Source organism: Cyclobacterium sediminis, from assembly GCF_054781075.1.
Genome location: NZ_BAAGVC010000007.1, coordinates 181,384 through 200,298, shown reverse-complemented (window position 1 = coordinate 200,298; position 18,915 = coordinate 181,384). Strand labels below are relative to the sequence as shown.

Below are 18,915 nucleotides of genomic sequence, written 5' to 3'. Positions count from 1 at the left end.
GTGTTTGATTTAAAGGAAATATTATCTGTGACATTAATTCTTTTTTCTGTGATTGATATCTTGGGATCTATACCAATAGTAATCAACCTAAGAAAGAAAGTTGGCCATATTCAGAGTGGCAAGGCAACCATCGTTGCGGGGATTTTGATGGTAGCCTTTCTTTTGGTTGGAAAATCAATTTTAAACCTATTTGGCATAGATGTAGAAGACTTTGCCATTGCCGGTGCCTTAATCATCTTTGCTATTGGAGCAGAGATGATTTTAGGTATAGAAATATTTAAAAACGACCCTGAAGCAAGCTCTACCAGTACTTCTATAGTTCCAATAGCTTTTCCTTTGATTGCCGGGGCAGGCACTTTAACCACCATTCTTACCTTAAAGTCAGAGTTTGGACAAGCCAATATTGCCATTGGCATCATTTTAAACCTTGTCATCATCTATGCGGTATTGAAAAGCACACATTTCTTGGAGCAAAAACTTGGTAAAACAGGCCTGGATATATTGAGAAGAATATTTGGAATCATCCTGCTTTCAATTGCGATAAAGATCTTTAAAACCAACCTTTTCCCCGGGTAAAATTTAAGCCCATTTTGGGCTATGAAAATAAATTTGAAAAAATATTTAAAATAATGTCCATTCCTTTTTGATTTACTCAATTTTTATTTACTTTTGTCCTCCCAATAGGGAATAAACGGGGTGTAGCGTAGCCCGGTCATCGCGCCTCGTTTGGGACGAGGAGGTCGCAAGTTCGAATCTTGCCACCCCGACAAAGCCAGTTCATTGCGAACTGGCTTTTGTTTTTTCCGGCCAATTGTACTTCTTATCATCCTTTTTTTCTACCCTTTTGCGACCCCCAAAAGTTTGCTGATCAATCAAAGGTACCTAGAGTATACCTAATATATTACACCCATTAAAACTCTATCCGAACTTTATACCCCCCCAATAAATAATATTTACTTCATAAAATAATGTTTATACCTACCCCATTTAAGGTTTAAAAATTATTCAAAGATTTAATAAGATTAAAGGAATATTCAATTTTTGGCACAGCTCTTGAACCATTTAGGTCAAATGATTTTCTCATTAAACCAACTATTGAAATGAAAAATGCAAATAATTTTCAGTTAAGAAGTTCGGAATTAATTTCACGCAATGTAAAAACGGCAAGAGATGAATCCGTAGGTTCTATTAAAGATATTGTTCTAAATGCATCCACATCTCAAGTAGACTATGTAGTATTGAAGGTGGATGAGGGATTCTTGAACCTTGGTTCAAAACTTTTGGCAATGCCATTTGAATCTTTCAATTTTAATCCTCCTCATGGAGAGGCTGCACTCGTGCGAGAGACCAAAGAAACATTGGAAAACGCACCGGGTTTTGAAAGCGACAACTGGCCTACAGGCCCACAAGGTGAGTTCTTACATACCATGCGGAGCTATTACAGTGCCGAAGACCGAAGTCTATATGGACGTTACGACATAGAAAACCGAACCATTTTTGATCACCAGGACAATTTAGATGTAAGAGAAGACAGAATTAGAGACAAACGCTCGGGAAACGGGTTTTTAGAAAAAGACCGTAGGGGTGAGAGGTCCTATAATGCCAGAAGAGGCGGAGATCCTGTAATATAAAGAATAGTATTTTCTTATAAATGAGTAAAGCCAATCCAATAAATGGATTGGCTTTTTTATGGAATCAGGATTGATAAAACCTAACCAGCAATATCCATGGATCTCTTTTTATTTCAAAAGGGAAAAATTGCCAAGCAGCAAGGCAATTTGACCTAACCTTTACCGACGTAAATGCTGAATCTTTGTATCGTAATTATTCAACAAACAAATTTAAAGACATTTAATTATGACAACTACAGCAACAGCATTCAACGTACCTACAAAATCTGAAGTTTCTGAAAACAATCAAGCAATCTTTGAACAGCTAGGAAAACAAATTGGCTTTGTACCTAACCTTTATGCCTACTATGCCAAAAATGAAACGGCCTTACCGGACTACTTGGCATTGCAGGGAAGAAAAACCACACTAAAAGCCAAAGAGAAAGAAGTGGTAAACTTGGTTACTAGTCAAATCAACGGCTGTAGGTATTGCCAATCTGCCCATACTGCCCTTGGTAAGATGAATGGATTTACCAATGAGCAAATTCTTGAAATCCGAGGCGGATCTGCCGATTTTGATGAAAAGCTTGATGCTTTGGTAAAATTCACTGCCGCAACGGTAAGCAACCACGGCAAGGTGCAAGAAGAAATTAAAGAAGCCTTTTTTGCAGCCGGCTACAATGAAGCAAATTTGATAGATGTGGTCATCCTAATTGGCGATAAAATCATGAGCAATTACCTTCATAACCTTGCGGGTTTTGAAATTGATTTCCCAGTGGCTCCAGAATTATAAGTTTTAACAAGGGTTTTGCAATAGGTATTCGTTTAGAATATTGTTGCAAAACCCATTTGAACCCAAATTATGTACAACAAAATATCATCCCTAGGTTATTATATAGGCGTATTTGGCACAGCCCTTATTCTTATATGGATTGGAATGTATAAATTTACTCCCACAGAGGCTGCAGCAATAAAGCCATTGGTGGAAAATCATTTCGCCATGAATTGGCTTTACAAACTCATGTCCTTACAGGCAGTTTCAATTCTTATCGGTTTATCAGAAATTGTCATCGGTAGTTTATTATTTGCCTCATTGTATTGGCCACAGCTAGGGAAAATTGCCGGAATAAGTTCCGCTGTCATTTTTATTACCACGCTTAGCTTTCTTATCACCACTCCTGGTATTTGGAGATTTGTCGATGGCTTTCCAATTACAGATTTCTTTTTGGTAAAAGACATTCCATACCTCGCCATTTCATTGATGGTTTGGGGAAATTATTCAAACGAAAATAAAAGAATAAAGCTATGATCGAAATCACATTATACGGTGCAGATTGGTGTCCGGATTGCCTGAGGGCCGAAGCTTTTCTAAAGGAAAACGATATACAATTTAATTTTGTGGATGTGGACCTTGATGAAACCGCCACTAAAAAAGTGGAGGCAATAAACAAAGGCAAACGCATCATCCCAACCCTAATCATCAACGGAAAGAGCTATACCAACCCTGACAATGCTACCCTTTCCGGTATATTGGGCATCAATGAACAGGCTAGAGTTGTCCTTTACGGCGCTGATTGGTGTCCGGATTGTATCAAGTCCAAATCCTTTCTGGTGGACAATAGCATCAACTTTCAATACATCAATATTGATGAAAACGAATGGGCCATTCCCATCATTGAAAAGATCAACAATGGGAAAAGGAAAATTCCTACCATTCTCATTGACGAGGACATCCTGGTGGAACCGGAAAACGAAGCACTACGGGTGGCGCTCAAATTAGATGAAGAGAGAATCACCAAAGTATTTGATAGCATCATTATCGGTGCCGGTGCAGCAGGTTTGACCACTTCCATCTATGCGCAGCGAGACCATTTCAGTACCTTAATACTAGAGAAAAAAACGGTTGGGGGAAATGCCTTTTTAACAGATAAAATTGAAAACTACCCCGGCTTTACCTCCATATCAGGTCCTACTTTAATGGCAAAAATGGAAGAGCAAGCGAAAGTTTATGGTGCAACCATAAAAACAGGTGAAGAAGTGGTGAGCATAGAGAAGGTCAACAATCTCTTCAACGTGAGAACCAAGACGAATTTGTTTTTAGGACGCTCTGTAGTGTTGTCTACCGGCTCAACCTACGAAAAACTCAATATCCCGGGAGAAAGTGATTTATTAGGGTCTAGCGTGCATTTTTGTGCCACCTGTGACGGTGCTTTCTACAGAGACCGTGAAGTAATTGTGGTAGGGGGTGGAAACTCCGCCTTGGAAGAAGGCATCTTTCTTTCCGGCTTCACGAAAAAAGTAAAAATCGTCAACCGAAAAGCAACCTTTAAGGCATCACAAACTTATATAGATAAGCTTCCTGAACTTAACAATGTCATCACTTACTATAATAAAGACTCCATTGCCTTGAATACAGACAAAGAGGGGAAATTTGCAGGCTTGCTTGTTAGGGATACCCAAACCGGAAAAGAAGAAGTAATCACTGCTGATGGAGTTTTCGTTTTTGTAGGCCTAAAGCCAAACAACGAAAGCTTTAAAGGCCTTGTAGATTTGAATGCGCATGGGTTTATTACTACTTCAGGTCTTGCTAAAACTTCAGTGGATGGCATCTTTGCAGCCGGAGACAACCGTGAAGGAGCCATCGCTCAGGTAGCTGCCGCAACGGGTGAAGGAGTATTGGCCAGTTATGGATTGAGGGAATACCTTAAAGATTAAGCTAATTCTGTTGAATGCAAGTCATTCCTCCTTACTCTTCTTCCTGTCTTTCCAATACATTAAAGCATAGACATAAAATCTACTGAATAAATCCGTACCTGAAATTAATTCTTCACCTATTCAAATTCATTGGCATTGATTTTGGCGGATCACCTTAATACAACTCAAATAAAATAACTGCACCATGACTGAACAAATGAAAACTACGCTACAAGAAGAATTACAAGCGAAAAAAGATAATTTTAATGAAACAGCTTCAGAGGAAATAAAAACCATATATAAGGCCGGAATAGATGATGTCAAAAACAATGGCATCGTCAAGCAAGCCAAGCAGGAGGGCGCGAGTGCACCAGATTTTTCACTTCCCAATGCCACAGGGGAACAGATAAAACTATCTGACCAATTGAAAGAAGGACCTGTAATACTAACCTGGTACCGAGGGGGATGGTGCCCCTATTGTAACCTCACACTCCACCACCTGCAACAGACTTTACCGGCCTTTAAGGAACAAGGAGCGCAATTGCTGGCCTTAACTCCTGAACTACCCGACAACTCTATAAGCACCTCTGAAAAAAACAATTTAACTTTTGAGGTTTTAAGTGATTTAGGCAATCAAGTGGCGAAGCAATATGGTATAGTTTTTAAACTTACCGAGGAGGTGGCAAAAGTGTACCAAGATAAATTTGACTTGCATGCTTACAATGGCAACGAGGATGATGAACTTCCACTTGCCGCTACTTATATTATTGGTCAAGATGGCATAATAAAATACGCTTTCCTTGATAGTGATTATCGAAACAGGGCCAATCCGGAGGATTTGTTGAACTTTTTAAAGGCAATGAAATAAAGGAATTGTAACGCTCGTAGGTAGTGATCAATAGAATATAATTTTGATGGTAAGTAGGATTTTCTTTCAATGGATTACTGAATTTCATCCCAACAGTTTATAAAACCCAAGTAAGGTTTATAAATAAAATCTAATTAAATACTGGAACAGTTATTGAACTACTATCAACAACTTAAAAAATTAAATTTTGACCAATTTTAAATCAAGTTGTCATGTATAAAATAGCCTTGTTTCTTAGTTTTGCCCTACTATTGACCGCCTGTAATTTAAATTCCGATGAAGATCCTGAGAAAGATGATAATCCAGAAGTTCCGGGAACAATTTATGGGTCAAGTACGATTTCGCTGAACGAAGCTTACAGCACATTAAAAACATCCCTTGAAAATAATGACCAAATTGGCATTGTAGCAGAAATAGATCATTCGCAAAATGCCGCTTCTATAAACAAAGATCTCGGTCCTACAAAAATCATCTTCTTTGGCAACCCTGGCTTGGGCACTCCTTTGATGCAAGAAAATCAGCTTGCAGGCTTAGATCTCCCGCAGAAAGTACTGTTTTACGAAAATAAGGATCAGGTTTTTGCTCTATATAATAGTACTGACTATTTAGCTTCTCGTCATGCCTTGGGAGAGGTGGAGTCTCTCAATCAAATCTCAGTAGCACTTGAGAACCTGGTAGGAGATGCAGTCAAAAATGACCTAGAAAGTAGCATTTCCAAATCTGTCACTGCCTCCGAAGGGATAGAAACGGTGACTAGTTCTCAAAACTTTGAAACGACCTACCAAAGTTTACAATCCATTATTTCCGGAAATGAGAATCTCTCCATTATTGCCGAATTAGACCATCAAGCCAATGCCCATAGCAAAGGACTTGAATTAAGACCTACAAAAATCATAATTTTCGGAAACCCCAATCTTGGTAGCCCATTAATGCAAGCCTCCCAAACAGCAGGCCTGGACCTTCCCCAAAAAATACTGGTTTGGGAAGATGCAAATGAAGTAGTTCATCTTTCCTATAATGATCCTGCATTTCTAAAGGAGCGTCATGAAATAAAAGGGAGCGATGATGAAATACAGCAAATTACCGATGCACTACACAATATAAGCAATGCCGCTACCGGCAATTAAATGACCCAAGCGAAAACAACTGAATAAAGGCTTCGCAACTAAAAAATTGAAGGCTGTTGAACTTGTCAACAGCCTTCAATCCACAACCCCTAAAGATCTGAGTAATCAGTAGGGTATAAGAAAGTGGTTACATTTTTTGAAACATTGTTTTGGTATTGTGGCAGGGAGGACAATTCTTTCCAATAGGCATCTGAACGAAAGGTATCCCAGTGGGCATCACGGTCAGCCTTATTTTCAAAAGTTGTCATGTACATCAAGTTAGGCATGGTAGGGCCTGAAACCACCTCACCATAGAAAACAGCATTAAAGCCCAGCCTTTTAAAAAGACCTACCTCATCGCCATCATTGAACATCTTGATTTTATTCTTAGAAATCTTCTCCGTATGCCCTTCATAGCTTCTCAACTCGTAGATTCTATCTTTCTTAGGCCCCTTCAAATCAGGTACACCATAATTCGGGTTTTGCTCGAATGCGTCCAATAAAATCGATTCGATTCTATCATAAGGAGGATTGGTATAGGCTGCATCCAAATAGGTCGCCCCTGCCGATTGAAATTGTTGGTCCTTGGCAAGCTTGGAATCTATTTTAGAAAACTCCTTTCGGGAACTAAAGGGTATCAGCACATAAATCAACTTCTCTTCAGGCTTATTTCCTTCAGTTGATGCCCGAGGCTTGAATACTCCAATATGATCAATTCCGGCTCTATGCATGGCCGGTAAATAGGCTTTCTCAAGAAATTCATCAATCACCTCTTCCTGAGCACTTGAGGAGTAATGATAAATTTTTATTTGGTAAAAGTCTCCTTTGCCGGCAAAGGAAAATGCGGTTGTAAGCAATAAAATGGCTATCGCTGAAAATACTGCAATGGTGTTTTTCATAATTATTTTTAGGTTTAATTCTACCTCTCCTTTTGTAAGGCAAAGCACATTCTTAGTAAATAGCGCAATTTATTAGGAAACAAAAATGATAAGCACGCTATCTTTCATAATTTGTTAAAGTTATCTAAAAAATAATTAATGCAGAAATTCTAAACCTTCATTTAAATTTATAGCTTAAACATCAATTTTGCCCATACCGGCAAATGATCTGAAGCAAAATGCTCTTGAATGGCTATACCGAAAACTGGCCATTTTATATTTGCAGTTTAACTAAACCGTGATTTTGACGGGATTTTTGTCATTGTCAATGGCTACAAAAGTAAAGGTTCCGGAAATGGCTTTTTCCCTACCTTTCTCATACATCTGCTCAATAAAAATCTCTACGCTTACTTTTAAGCTTGTATTGCCCACATGGACCACACGCCCACACAGTTCAATGATTGTCCCTGCCGGTATTGGTTTGGTGAAATCAATTTTATCACTGCTGATGGTCACCATACGTTGCCGGCTAAAGCGCGTAGCCGTTATAAAGGCCACCTCATCCATCAATTGCATGGCCTTACCCCCAAACAGGGTATCGTAATGATTGGTGGTATTAGGAAAAACAGCTTTATAGATCTTGGTTTCTGATTCGTTGATTTTTTCTTCCAGACTCATGTTTAAATTTTTAGGGCAAGATATATAAGGGCGGTTTAATCTGGGTTAATTATTAGAGGATCAATGGTTTATTTCAGTAAAAAGCTACAATTGGTGTCAAATAAATCCTAGTGAAACCTTCAATAAATAATTTTAAAGGCAAAAAAAAGCGAGTCTTATTCAGACTCGCTTTTTATAATTATTTCTAAAGGTTCTCCTGAAATATCCAGGAATTTATACTCCGTCACCGGTAGTGAAGAATCTTTGATCAAATTGACCCATTTATAATATTTAAAAAACCACTGCAGCCTTTTTGAGAAAATGCCATGAGTAAAATAGGCATGTAAATAGGGGTGCAATGCGATTTTAATCTTTGATTCGTTTTGGTGTACTGCAATATGCTCTAAATCTTTTTCCAGTTTGTCTGCCACAAGAATGGAGGCTTGTATTTTGCCTGTACCATTACAAGAAGGACAAATTTCTTTGGTAACTATGTTCATTTCAGGTCTCACGCGCTGCCTGGTGATCTGCATCAAACCAAACTTGGTAAGGGGAAGTACCGTATTCTTGGATCGGTCTTCTCTCATTGCTTCCTTCATCGCTTCAAAAATGGCCCTTTTATTTTCGGCCTTTTTCATATCGATAAAGTCAATCACAATTATTCCTCCCATATCGCGAAGCCTTAGTTGCCTTGCAATTTCTTTTACGGCCACCATATTGGTTTTAAGGCCAGTATTTTCTTGATCACTTTCCTGGTTGGACTTGTTGCCACTGTTAACGTCCACTACATGCAAGGCTTCTGTATGCTCAATAATGAGATAACCGCCTTGGGGGAGACTAACGGTAGTTCCAAACAGGCTTTTGATCTGTTTTTCTATACCAAAACTTTCAAAGAGCTTCGCTTTTCCGTTGTAAAGCTTAACAATTTTTTCTTTTTCTGGAGCAATGGACCTTATATAAGATCGCATTTGATCGTAAATTACTTCATCTTCTACCGTGATTGCGTCGAAAGATTCATTGAGAAGGTCTCTTATAATTGAAGAGGCCAAACTCATTTCTCCGATGATTTTGTCTTTAACTTTGGCTTTTTGAAGCTTTCTCATCCCATCTTCCCAAGTCTCTAACAAATTTCTGAGATCTTTATCCAGTTCAGTGACAGATTGACCTTCTGCCACGGTACGAATAATTACACCGAAATTGACCGGTTTGATGGAAGTGATAAGCCGGGATAACCTTTTTCTTTCATCAGCACTACGTATTTTTTTGGATACGTTCACCGTGTTTGAAAAGGGTACCAATACCAAGTATCGACCAGCAAGGGAGAGCTCACACGATAATCGAGGCCCTTTTGTAGAAATTGGCTCTTTGACAACCTGCACCAATACCTGATTATTTTTTGACAATACTTGGCTTATTTTTCCAAGTTTGTCTATCTCAGGTTCGTTTTCAAAACCTTTAAGGTCGAAACCTTTATGGTTTTTATTACGGGTTAACTTTACCAGCTTACTTAAGCTGTTAACCTGTGGTCCTAGGTCTTGATAGTGTAAGAAAGCGTCTTTTTCATAGCCTACGTCTATGAAAGCAGCATTTAAGCCATTTACAATTTTCTTTACAGCACCAAGATAAATGTCGCCAACTTTGAACTTGTTGTCTTCCTCTTCTACGTGAAGCTCAATCAAGCTCTTATTCTTAAGCAGGGCTATTCGACTACCATTTTGAGAGGAATCAATTAATAATTCTGAACTCAAATTGTGTCTCTGTTATGAAATAAAAGAACGTGTTAATTGAACAGAAATTAAATTATTTCTTGTTCTTGTGTCTGTTTTTTCTCAATCTCTTCTTACGCTTGTGTGTAGCGATTTTATGTCTCTTCCTTTTTTTTCCGCAAGGCATAATTTTATAGTTTTAGTTTAACAATATTTTGATTATAATCTATCTAAGTAATTCTCTATTCCCGAAAGAATCTGAGGATCTGTAGTTTGCTTACGTAATTCTTCTAGTTGAGTTTTGGCCAACTTCTTTTGGTTCGACTCAAACAAACTTACCCCCAAATAAAATTGACCCTGAATATTTTCAGGGTGATGCTCAACAAGTTTTTCAAATCGCTCCACAGCCCTTTTATACTGGCCGCTTTGCATGGATAAAATGCCCATATTAAACAATGCCTCTTCATTTTCAGGATCTTCTTCCAAAACAGCCCTTAGCATGGTGATGCCTTGCATAGGGTTGGCAGAAGAAACATAAGTCATTGCAATCTTTGTTTTTAAATCAAGTCGTTCCGGATTGGCTTCTAAAACCTTGCCTAAATATAAGCGCGTTTTATCTCCCAACCTTTTGGTCTTGAGCTCTTCCATGGAAAAACCAAAAGCTTCATAATAAGCATTCCCTGCTTTTTCCCAGTTTTTCGGATCCGGCGCCTTTTCAGCAATTAAACCGAAATAATATGCCGCGCTATCCAATTTACCTCCACTTTGGTAAACTTTAGCAATTGAATCAGCGAATATAACAAATTTTTCGGTACTAGCCTCTCCTTGTATTTCTGCCATCAGGTTCTCGATGACCTCAAGGTCACTGCTACTTAGGGAGTTCCCGTGGTTAATTTCTTCATTGCTTGAATCAGATCCCAAACTAGTTCCATCCTGAGACAGTCCCTTGTCCTCATTGTCCACTACCACTTTGGGTAAACTGTACAGTAAGAAACAAACAACAATACCTGCAACAACGAAAATAATTTGGGATCTCTTCATAGTCAAATTTGCCAGGATTATTAGTCCTGAGGAGCCAATTCTCTTACGTTTTGGCTGTTTTTAATTTTTTCAATAAATGATTTAGACGGCTTAAAAGCTGGAACATAATGTTCATCAATCACAATGGCTGTGTTTTTAGAGATATTCCTTGCGATTTTTTTAGCTCTTTTTTTGTTTATAAAACTGCCAAAACCTCTAACATAGATATTTTCTCCTTCTGCCATTGAATCTTTTACAACCTTGAAAAACGCCTCAACGGTCTGTGTAACATCATCCTTTTGGATTCCTGTCTTCTCCGAAATCTTTGTGATTACCTCTGCTTTAGTCACTGTATTATTTTTTTTGTGTAATTCAATTGAGGCTTAACCTCCTATTAACCAACTAATTTTGGGAGTGCAAATTTACAATATCCATTCCAATTAAAAAATTAAATCGATAAAATTAGCTTCATTTGTTCAATTATTAGCGAATATTAAAATTTTAAAATTTTGAATTTCAACTATTTCACTGAAAATCTACTCCGTTGGTATCCCCTCAATCGCCGTGATCTGCCTTGGCGGGAGACAAGGAATCCATATATCATTTGGTTATCGGAAATCATCCTTCAACAAACCCGAGTAGCTCAAGGATTACCTTATTTTCATGCTTTCATTAATAAATTCCCCTCTGTAGAAGCCCTTGCCGGTGCACCGGAAGAGGAAATCCTGAGGACATGGCAAGGATTGGGCTATTATAGCAGGGCAAGAAACTTACATGCTTGCGCACGCAATATTGTCCATGAAAGAAATGGAAAATTTCCTGACAATTATAAGAAATTGTTGGAGATGAAAGGAGTGGGACCCTATACTGCCGCCGCCATTGCCTCCTTCGCTTATCGAGAACAGATTGCTGTGGTCGATGGAAATGTCTACCGGGTTTTGTCCAGGTTTTTTGGTCTCGATGTGGACATTTCTTCCCACCAAGGGAAAAAAGCCTTTGGCAAACTGGCCAATGAAATCATTCCCGCCAAAACCCCCGATGAGTACAACCAAGCCATCATGGAATTTGGCGCACTGCAATGTGTTCCCAAAAACCCCAATTGTCAGCAATGTCCCTTGCGCACTAGATGCCATGCCTTACAAAACGGACTGGTGGAAACACTTCCTGTCAAGGAAAAAAAAGTGAAAGTAAAATCTCGTTACTTTTTATATTACCATATCCAAATAGATGGACATACGGTCGTTAGAAAACGAAATGAAAAAGACATATGGCAAGGCCTGTTTGACTTTCCGTTAGCAGAATATTCTTCATTGGACCGCATTGTCAATATTGAGCCGGATTCGCTTGACCTGCCGGAAAAACTCCGCCTTCTGGAACCGAATTATACCATAAGTTCTGAAAAACCCTTTAAACACCTGCTCACACATCAAAGAATTTTTGCTTCCTTTGTAAATATAAAATTCGGAGCAAATCATAAGGAAGCCTTGAAAAAATGGGTCCTATCTGAAAACTATTCTCTGGTAAATGCGTCCAGTCTGGAATCACTCGGCAAACCAAAATTGATTGTCCGGTATTTGAATCAAGAATATTAATTGTTTATATTTAATCAGCTATTTATAAAACCGAAAATATCTACCAATGGCAGGAGTAAATAAAGTAATTTTATTGGGTAATCTAGGTGCAGATCCTGAAGTAAAACATTTGGAAGGAGATAAGGTAGTAGCGAACCTTAGACTAGCCACAACTGAATCCTATAAGGATCGTAGCGGTAACCGTGTCGAAAATACTGAATGGCATGACCTGGAATTATGGGATGGTCAGGCAAGAGTGGCCGAACAATACCTAAAAAAAGGTAGTCAAATTTATGTAGAAGGAAAAATTAAGTCCGACACCTGGCAGGACGATCAAGGCAATAACCGTAAAAGAACCAAGGTTAGGGTACAAAGTTTTACCATGCTAGGATCAAGAAACAGTGGGGCTGACAACTCACAGGGTGGTGGCCAGTCAATGCCCGCTCAAAACAGCAATCCGAACACAGGAATGAATACCAATTCTTCACCGGCTTATGATTCCGGAGAAAATGACGCTGACGATTTACCATTTTGATAGTATTGGAATTCGGTAAAATCATTAGTTTTGCATAAAATTATATTATTAAATTAATGGACGACCCCTATCCGAGTTTGCTGCTCCTGACTGAAGTCATAGCTGTATCACCGGTTTATTTGGTGGGTAATGCGGTATTTTTTATTGCATTATTGATAATCTCAGCTTTGGTTTCCGGATCGGAAGTGGCTTTTTTTTCTCTAAATCATGAGGATATTGAAGGTATTAAAGAGGCTTCAGACCCAAAGTCTGAAAAAATCATTACGCTTATAGAAAATCCTCAAAAGTTGTTGAGTACCATACTGATTCTCAACAACCTTATCAACATTAGTATCGTTACCCTTACCACTTTTTTTACTTGGAGTATATTTGGAACGGATGCGACAGGAATTGTAATCATTCTTTTTCAAACCATTGGGGTGACCTTTTCCATCGTATTCATAGGAGAAATTGTCCCAAAGGTTTATGCCAACTCTGCAAGTGTAGGGTTTGCGAAAATTACTGCTGAGTTTCTTTATTTTTTCTATATAATTTTTGGCCCCTTATCTTCATTATTGATGTCCATCAGTGACGTGATTGAGAAACGGATAGAAAAAAAGGGCTATTCTTTGTCTGTAGATGAATTGCATCATGCATTAGAAATAACCTCCATTGACACCAGTAACAACGAGCGAGACATACTCAAAGGGATAGTTAATTTTGGCACCCTATCTGTGAAGCAGGTAATGCGTTCCAGAATGGACATCACGGCTGTGGATATAGAAATGGATTTTCACGAGTTGATGGACAAAATCAATAAAAGCGGCTATTCCAGAATACCAGTCTATGAAGATACCATCGACCAAATTAAAGGGATCTTATATATCAAAGACCTATTAGATCATATAGAAAATGACGAACACTTTAACTGGAAGGCTCTTATCCGTAAGGGTTATTTTATCCCGGAAAATAAAAAACTAGCAGACCTACTCAAAAACTTTAAAAACAAGCGGGTACATATGGCCATTGTGGTGGATGAATATGGGGGCACCTCGGGCTTGGTAACCCTGGAAGATCTTATAGAAGAAATCATTGGGGATATCAATGACGAATTTGATGAGGTAGAAGAATATTTATTCAAAAAACTGGACGACAGGACTTTTATTTTTGAAGGTAAAATTTCTTTAAATGATTTCTGCAAGAAATTAGATCTCGATATTCAATTGTTCGATGAAGTAAAAGGTGAAAGTGAATCATTAGGTGGCTTGCTTTTGGAATTAAATTCCAATTTACCCAACAATGGTACCAAGATAAAATTTGACAATTTTGAGTTTACCATAATGGCGGTTGATACCAGAAAAATTAAGAAAGTAAAAGTAGTTTTAGATGGGCCTATAGATAAAAATGTGCCTGACCAAATCGATTGATTTAAAGATTAGTTAAAGAGGCTAATTCGAAGACCTGTCTTATTTTTTATGGCCTGTGTGTGTATTTTTTTCTTTTTTTTTCGTAGTTTTAAAATTGGCAATTTTAGACATGTTTGCGTAATTCAAGAGGCTGTGTTTCCCAAATGAACTTGAATTTTAGACTGAAACAATACACTTTTACGAAATTTTGTATTTTTTCAGTTAAAATTTTAAGGCGTTCCTACATTGGCTTAATTATAATTTTTTGTTCCATATTCAGCTATTCTTTCATTTTTGTTTTACCTTTATTGTCTAGAATTTAATAATTGAAAAATTTATTGTGGATTTTTCAAAGTAAATTCAATACCTAATACAATTAAACATAACAGAATGAATCAAGGTTTATATCGTTCACAGTTTGAGCATGATGCCTGCGGAATTGGGGCAGTTGTTAATGTGAAAGGCCATAAAAGCCACGAAACTATAAGTGATGCTTTGCTTATGCTAAGCAATATGGAGCACAGAGGAGGCCGAGGTAGTGATCCCAAAACTGGGGATGGTGCCGGAGTCTTAATTCAGTTGCCTCATACTTTCCTTAAGGAGGTTACGCAACGGTTAGGTTTTGGGTTGCCCGAGGAAGGATGTTATGGCGTAGGGATGGTGTTTTTTCCAAACAACAAACAACTCTACAAAAAATGCAAATCAAACTTAAACAAGATAATCAACGAATTGGGCTTCAAGCTTATCGGATACAGGGCTGTACCTACAGATGATACAGTACCGGGATCCGGAGCTTTAGAAGTAATGCCCACTATTGAGCAGGTTTTTGTGGAACACAAAGACAATCTTTCAGGGATTGATTTGGAGCGGAAACTTTACATCCTAAGAAATTATTCAACACGAATCATCAACTCCACCATACCCGGAGTAAATAGTGCCTTTTATTTTGCAAGTTTTAGTAGCCAAACGGTCATTTACAAAGGACAGCTACGTACGGATCAAGTATTGACCTTTTACAAAGACTTACAAAACAACAAGCTTAAGTCAGCAATTGCGCTGGTACACTCCAGGTTTTCTACCAATACATTTCCTAACTGGAGACTGGCTCAGCCCTTCAGGTTTTTGTCTCACAATGGTGAAATCAACACCATCCGTGGTAACCTGAACAAAATGCGCTCTAAAGAGACATTGATGAAATCCATGCATTTCACTGATGAGGAACTTGAAATGCTAATGCCGATTACCAATGCTAAGAATTCAGATTCTGCAAACTTGGATTCTATGGTGGAATTGTTGGCATTGAGCGGCCGTAGTCTTCCTCACGTGATGATGATGCTTGTGCCTGAAGCTTGGCAGGACAACAAAACAATGGACAAAAAGAAAAAGGCTTTTTATAAATTCCATGCTTCTTTGGTAGAGCCATGGGATGGACCTGCAGCCCTATTGTTTACTGATGGTAAATCTTTGGGTGCAACATTGGATAGAAATGGTCTTCGTCCATTGAGGTACTTTGTTACTTCCGATGATCGCCTTATTCTTTCTTCAGAAGCAGGCGCATTGCCTATTAGAGAGTCCACTATCATAGAAAAAGGACGTATCAGTCCGGGCAGAATGCTCTTGGCTGATCTGGAAAAAGGTAAAGTTTCTTTTGACGAAGAAGTGAAAAACGAAGTGGTCAATAGAAAGCCGTATGATGCCTGGATCAAAAAAGAGCGGCTAAAATTACGAATGATCCCTGCGCCCACAACGCTTTCCTTGCCTTACAGCACAGAGAAAATAAAGAAAAAACAAACCATTTTTGGTTACAGTCAGGAGGATTTAAAAGTAATCTTATCTCCTATGGGAGATACTGCCTACGAGCCGATTGGTTCCATGGGTGCAGATACTCCTTTGGCTGTTCTTTCCAAGCAAAGTCAACATATCTCCAACTACTTTAAGCAACTATTTGCTCAGGTAAGTAACCCGCCAATTGATCCAATTAGGGAGCGTTTGGTAATGTCTTTGTTTACCAGAATTGGTGAGAGCTACAATATTTTGGACGAAAGTCCTAAACATACCCGACAGATTCATATTTCTCAACCGGTCTTGCTCAATGAAGACTTAGAGAAATTAAGAAATCTTGAGGATAAAGGGTATCATTCAGCTACTTTGAAAGCGCATTTCGAAGCGGATGGCAAACCCGGACGTTTGTTAGAAGCATTAAATAAATTATGCCAAGCAGCTGAAAATGCCATAGGTGAGGGAAAAAACATCCTTATCATTTCCGATAGAGATTCTCAGCAGGATACTGCTCCAATCCCATCATTATTGGCAGTAGGAGCCGTTCACCATCACTTGGTGAACCAGAAATTGAGAACCAAAGCAGGCTTGGTAATAGAAGCAGGAGATATTAGGGAAACCCATCACTTTGCCACCGCAATAGGCTATGGGGCAAGTGCTATCAACCCTTACCTGGCTTTAGAAACCCTTCTTTCGCTCAATGAAAATGGTATGTTGAGCAAGAAGATACCACAAAAGAAATTATTTGAAAACTATAAGGCTGCCATAGGAAAGGGACTTCTAAAGGTGCTTTCTAAAATGGGGATCAGTACCCTACAGTCTTACCAAAGTGCTCAAATCTTTGAAGCTGTTGGTCTTGGCGCAGAGGTAATTGACAGGTGTTTCAAAGGAACCGTAAGTAGAATTAGTGGGGTATCTTTTGATGAATTGGCTGATGAAGTATTGGTAAGACATCATGCTGCTTATAAAACCAAAAGCCCACTTTTGGAAGCAGGAGGAATTTACCAGTGGAAAAGAAGGGGAGAAAAACACCTTTTCAATCCGGAGACCATCCATCTTTTACAGAAATCTACAAAACTGGGAGATTATGAATTGTACAAGAAATTTGCACAAAAAATCAACGACCAGACCAAAGATGCAATGACCCTAAGGGGCTTGCTGGAATTTAAAAAGAGAATTTCTGTTCCATTAGATGAAGTGGAACCGGTAGAATCCATCATGAAGCGCTTCGCTACAGGAGCCATGTCTTTCGGGTCTATATCCCACGAAGCTCACAGCACTTTGGCCATTGCCATGAACCGAATTGGAGCAAAAAGTAACAGTGGAGAAGGTGGAGAAGATGAAGTTCGATTTGAGAGAAAAGAAAATGGCGATTGGGAAAGATCTGCTATCAAGCAAGTAGCTTCCGGTAGATTTGGGGTAACAAGTAATTACCTAACCAACGCTGGTGAAATACAAATTAAAATGGCACAGGGAGCCAAGCCTGGTGAAGGTGGACAGCTTCCGGGGCATAAAGTGGATGATTGGATAGGAAGAGTAAGACATTCTACTCCCGGAGTAGGATTGATTTCACCTCCACCTCACCACGATATCTATTCAATTGAGGATTTGGCTCAGTTGATTTATGACCTTAAAAATGCCAATAGAAAAGCAAGAATAAACGTAAAACTAGTATCTCAGGCAGGTGTAGGAACCGTAGCTGCAGGGGTGGCCAAAGCACAATCAGATGTAATCCTAATCTCAGGAGCAGATGGTGGAACAGGAGCCTCTCCACTTAGCTCAATCCGACACGCCGGATTGCCATGGGAGCTGGGCTTATCTGAAGCCCACCAAACCTTGGTGATCAACAACCTCCGCAGTAGGGTAACCTTGCAAACGGATGGTCAGTTGAGAACAGGAAGGGATTTGGCCATTGCCACCCTACTGGGAGCTGAAGAATGGGGTATTTCAACCGGAGCTTTGGTTGTAGAAGGATGTATCATGATGAGGAAATGCCACCTGAACACCTGTCCGGTTGGTATAGCAACACAAAATGCTGAATTAAGAAAGCTCTTTACAGGTGATCCAGACCATGTGGTCAACTTCTTCACCTTCTTGGCTCAAGACCTAAGAGAGATTATGGCTTCTCTAGGTTTTAGGACAGTCAACGAAATGGTAGGTCAAAGCAACATCTTGAAAGAAGCCAATGGTCAAATGAACCACTGGAAATGGGATAAATTAGACCTAAGCCCAATCTTCCATAAAGTTGAGGTGCCTGACCATGTAGGAATTCACAAACAAATAGATCAGGATTTCCGACTGAAAAAGGTACTTGATAGAAAACTCATAGAAGCTGCTACACCTGCTTTAGAGCAAGCCAATAAAGTGAAAGGTACCTTTGATATCATCAATGTGGACCGATCTGTGGGCGCCATGCTATCCAATGAAGTGTCTAAGTTCTTTGGAAGTCCCGGATTGCCTGACAATACCATCCACTTTAAGTTCAAGGGCTCAGCTGGACAAACCTTTGGAGCATTTTTGACCAAAGGAATTACCTTTGAGTTAGAAGGTGAAGCCAATGATTACTTCGGTAAAGGCCTCTCCGGCGGTAAACTGGTGGTCTACCCGAATAGGAATGCAGATTTTGTCGCCGAAGACAATATCATTATCGGTAATGTGGCCTTTTATGGCGCCACATCCGGTCAATCATTCATTAAAGGTAAAGCCGGAGAACGTTTCTGTGTAAGAAACTCCGGAGTAGAAGCTGTGGTTGAAGGTATAGGAGACCATGGATGTGAATACATGACAGGAGGATTGGTGATCATTCTTGGAGAAATAGGTAGAAACTTTGCCGCCGGTATGAGTGGTGGAATAGCCTATATTTTCAAAGAAAATCTTGGCAATATCAATAAAGAAATGGTAGACATTGATCCCCTCAATGAGGATGATTTTGCCACCATCAAAACTTCTTTACAGAGCCATGTAGAATTCACTTCCAGTAATACAGCCAATAGACTACTTGAAGATTGGGAAGCCGGAAAAGAACGGTTTATAAAAGTAATTCCTAAGGATTACAAAGAAGTATTGAGAAAAAGAGCATTAGAAAATTCTAAAACATTAGTATAAG

Annotated in this window: 16 protein-coding genes and 1 tRNA gene; 12 read left to right on the top strand and 5 right to left on the bottom strand. The window is 39.0% G+C overall.

The genetic code is table 11. The features are described from left to right. The 8 genes from ACYVHJ_RS09460 (at nt 1) to ACYVHJ_RS09425 (ending at nt 6,299) form a co-directional block, all read left to right on the top strand. Nucleotides 1-576: a MarC family protein gene (locus ACYVHJ_RS09460; protein ID WP_339901793.1), complete on the top strand. Its 576-nt coding sequence runs from the start codon at nt 1-3 to the stop codon at nt 574-576. A 116-nt stretch (nt 577-692) separates the two neighbouring features. Continuing rightward, nucleotides 693-767: transfer RNA gene (locus ACYVHJ_RS09455), tRNA-Pro, on the top strand. A gap of 333 nt (nt 768-1,100) precedes the next feature. After that, entirely contained in the window at nt 1,101-1,631 is a 531-nt protein-coding gene (locus ACYVHJ_RS09450; RefSeq protein WP_339901794.1) for a PRC-barrel domain-containing protein, read from the top strand. A gap of 226 nt (nt 1,632-1,857) precedes the next feature. Beyond that, entirely contained in the window at nt 1,858-2,403 is a 546-nt protein-coding gene (locus tag ACYVHJ_RS09445; protein WP_339901795.1) for a carboxymuconolactone decarboxylase family protein, read from the top strand. A 69-nt stretch (nt 2,404-2,472) separates the two neighbouring features. Next, the gene (locus ACYVHJ_RS09440; RefSeq protein ID WP_339901796.1) at nt 2,473-2,919 is read left to right on the top strand and encodes a DUF417 family protein; all 447 of its coding nucleotides are present in this window, start codon (nt 2,473-2,475) and stop codon (nt 2,917-2,919) included. Beyond that, the gene (locus ACYVHJ_RS09435; protein WP_460514266.1) at nt 2,916-4,325 is read left to right on the top strand and encodes an FAD-dependent oxidoreductase; all 1,410 of its coding nucleotides are present in this window, start codon (nt 2,916-2,918) and stop codon (nt 4,323-4,325) included. Before ACYVHJ_RS09440 ends, ACYVHJ_RS09435 begins: the two co-directional genes overlap by 4 nt. Before the next feature lie 184 nt (nt 4,326-4,509). Continuing rightward, nucleotides 4,510-5,172 carry a peroxiredoxin-like family protein gene (locus ACYVHJ_RS09430; RefSeq protein WP_339901798.1) on the top strand — a complete coding sequence of 221 codons (663 nt, stop codon included), beginning with the start codon at nt 4,510-4,512 and terminating at the stop codon, nt 5,170-5,172. A 212-nt stretch (nt 5,173-5,384) separates the two neighbouring features. Then, entirely contained in the window at nt 5,385-6,299 is a 915-nt protein-coding gene (locus ACYVHJ_RS09425; protein ID WP_460514265.1) for a DUF302 domain-containing protein, read from the top strand. A gap of 89 nt (nt 6,300-6,388) precedes the next feature. On the opposite strand, the gene ACYVHJ_RS09420 is transcribed toward ACYVHJ_RS09425, so the two are convergent. The 5 genes from ACYVHJ_RS09420 to ACYVHJ_RS09400 all read right to left on the bottom strand — a co-directional run bounded on the left by ACYVHJ_RS09420 (nt 6,389) and on the right by ACYVHJ_RS09400 (nt 10,889). Next, nucleotides 6,389-7,177: an NIPSNAP family protein gene (locus tag ACYVHJ_RS09420; protein ID WP_339901800.1), complete on the bottom strand. Its 789-nt coding sequence runs from the start codon at nt 7,175-7,177 to the stop codon at nt 6,389-6,391. 270 nt (nt 7,178-7,447) lie between these two features. After that, complete coding sequence (locus ACYVHJ_RS09415) at nt 7,448-7,834, bottom strand: acyl-CoA thioesterase (RefSeq protein WP_339901801.1); 387 nt, start codon at nt 7,832-7,834, stop codon at nt 7,448-7,450. A gap of 155 nt (nt 7,835-7,989) precedes the next feature. Further along, entirely contained in the window at nt 7,990-9,561 is a 1,572-nt protein-coding gene (locus ACYVHJ_RS09410; RefSeq protein ID WP_460514264.1) for an Rne/Rng family ribonuclease, read from the bottom strand. Between the two features lie 177 nt (nt 9,562-9,738). After that, nucleotides 9,739-10,560: a tetratricopeptide repeat protein gene (locus tag ACYVHJ_RS09405; protein ID WP_339901917.1), complete on the bottom strand. Its 822-nt coding sequence runs from the start codon at nt 10,558-10,560 to the stop codon at nt 9,739-9,741. A gap of 20 nt (nt 10,561-10,580) precedes the next feature. Then, nucleotides 10,581-10,889, bottom strand: a complete 309-nt coding sequence (locus tag ACYVHJ_RS09400; RefSeq protein ID WP_014019802.1) for an HU family DNA-binding protein — start codon at nt 10,887-10,889, stop codon at nt 10,581-10,583. A gap of 159 nt (nt 10,890-11,048) precedes the next feature. On the opposite strand from ACYVHJ_RS09400, the gene mutY reads away from it, so the two are divergent. The 4 genes from mutY to gltB all read left to right on the top strand — a co-directional run bounded on the left by mutY (nt 11,049) and on the right by gltB (nt 18,914). Next, entirely contained in the window at nt 11,049-12,131 is a 1,083-nt protein-coding gene (gene mutY, locus ACYVHJ_RS09395; RefSeq protein ID WP_460514263.1) for an A/G-specific adenine glycosylase, read from the top strand. 46 nt (nt 12,132-12,177) lie between these two features. Continuing rightward, on the top strand, nt 12,178-12,645 hold the full coding sequence (locus ACYVHJ_RS09390) for a single-stranded DNA-binding protein (protein ID WP_339901919.1): 468 nt from the start codon (nt 12,178-12,180) through the stop codon (nt 12,643-12,645). Nucleotides 12,646-12,701: 56 nt separating this feature from the next. After that, nucleotides 12,702-14,051: a gliding motility-associated protein GldE gene (gldE, locus tag ACYVHJ_RS09385; RefSeq protein ID WP_339901920.1), complete on the top strand. Its 1,350-nt coding sequence runs from the start codon at nt 12,702-12,704 to the stop codon at nt 14,049-14,051. Between the two features lie 369 nt (nt 14,052-14,420). Further along, a complete protein-coding gene (gene gltB / locus ACYVHJ_RS09380; RefSeq protein ID WP_460514262.1) occupies nt 14,421-18,914 on the top strand; it encodes a glutamate synthase family protein in 4,494 nt (1,497 codons plus the stop codon). The last annotated feature ends 1 nt before the right edge of the window (nt 18,915 follow it).